Origin of the sequence: Agrobacterium sp. SUL3 (assembly GCF_001263295.1) — a bacterium.
GTDB lineage: Bacteria > Pseudomonadota > Alphaproteobacteria > Rhizobiales > Rhizobiaceae > Agrobacterium > Agrobacterium tomkonis.
Map to the genome: position 1 here is coordinate 1 of NZ_KQ414564.1, position 1447 is coordinate 1447.

At 60.5% G+C, this 1447-nt stretch carries 2 protein-coding genes; both read right to left on the reverse strand.

Annotated features, from left to right (window positions below; genetic code table 11):
- The coding region (locus AKG12_RS28995; RefSeq protein ID WP_052821470.1) for an ATP-dependent metallopeptidase FtsH/Yme1/Tma family protein at positions 1 to 833 on the reverse strand (833 nt) is incomplete at its 3' end.
- Positions 830 to 1447, reverse strand: a 618-nt coding sequence (locus AKG12_RS29000) for an ATP-binding protein (RefSeq protein WP_156316115.1), incomplete at its 5' end; no start/stop codon positions are given. The genes AKG12_RS29000 and AKG12_RS28995, both read right to left, overlap by 4 nt.

Sequence of the window (1447 nt, forward strand, 5' to 3'; positions counted from 1 at the left end):
TCACGATCACCGTGCTTGAGAAGCCGCTTTACCGCCTCGCCATCCAACGCCTGCGCATCGAACAATGCCTTGGTGAGCGCATCGAGCTTATCCCTGTTCTCTCCCAGAACTTCGACCGCCCTTGCGAGCGCCATTTCCAACCGCGCATGGATGCGCGCCGCCAGATCCGGATTTCCATCGAGCACGGCGGTCGGATCCTTGTCGTCACGATAGAGCAGCGGCTGGACCGCACCGAATCCAAGGCTGCGTTCCATGGCGAGCGCCATCTTCGTGGCCCGCGCCAGATCGCTATCGTCGGAGCCAGCCGAACCGGAAGACACCTTGCCGACGACGATCTGCTCGGCGGCCCTGCCCGCCATGAGCATCACCAGCATGTCTTCACGAAAGCCGAGCGTATCGCTCCCGGACGCCGTGAAGCCAAGCTGGCTATAGCCACCACCTCCGGGCGTGTCGATGTTAAGGCCATGGATCGGCCCGAGCCTCAGCGCATGATGCACGACCGCATGGCCCGACTCATGGANGGGCGTGTCGATGTTAAGGCCATGGATCGGCCCGAGCCTCAGCGCATGATGCACGACCGCATGGCCCGACTCATGGATGGCATAACGCCACCTGAGATCGTATGGCAACTGCGGCCGGTCCATCCGGATGCCCTCCTCGATATCCTCGTAGCGGATCGTCCGCTTCTCGCGTCGGGCCTTCAACCGTGCTTGCCGAACGATCCGTTCGATATCGGCTCCGGTCAGGCCCATGGCCCGTGTCGCCAATTTGTTCAGAGCGGCGTAGATGGCCTCAGCCATGGCGTGATCATTGTCGTTCGATGCCGTTGTCATTGCGCGGCTCCTTCTCCAGTCAAATCCTCGGCCTCGTTATCCGTCTCCACGACCTCAACGCTATCGGAGGCAATGTCACGGACAAGCGACGCAGCATCGTCACCGAGATGATGCATGAAGATGGCCGCAAGCGTTGCGACATCGGGCATCGGGATCTCGATATGCGTTTCCAATCGCCCGGAGCGTTTGATCGCATCGTCGATCTGGTCCGGCCTGTTCGTCGCACCGACGATGATCAGGCCTTCGGATTTCACGGCACCATCGAGCAATTCGAGCGCTTTATTGACGATCGTATTCCAGTAGTCCGCGTATTCCCGCTCCGCCGGCTGGCGTTTGCCGATACCATCGATCTCGTCGATGAACAGAATGGAAGGGGCGATTGCCCGCGCCTCGGCAAAGGTCTTGTCCATCTTCGAGATGACATCATTGAGATGGCCGCCCTGCAGCCAGGTCGAAACAGATGTCACGACCAGCGGAACCTGCAGACTGTTGCACAGTGCGCGGGCAAAACTGGTCTTGCCGGTCCCGGGTGGTCCGTAGAGCAACAGCTTGCTGCTCATGTCAGACCACCCCAGCGAGCCTGCGATGTAGTCAGCAAGGTCCGCCTTCAGATC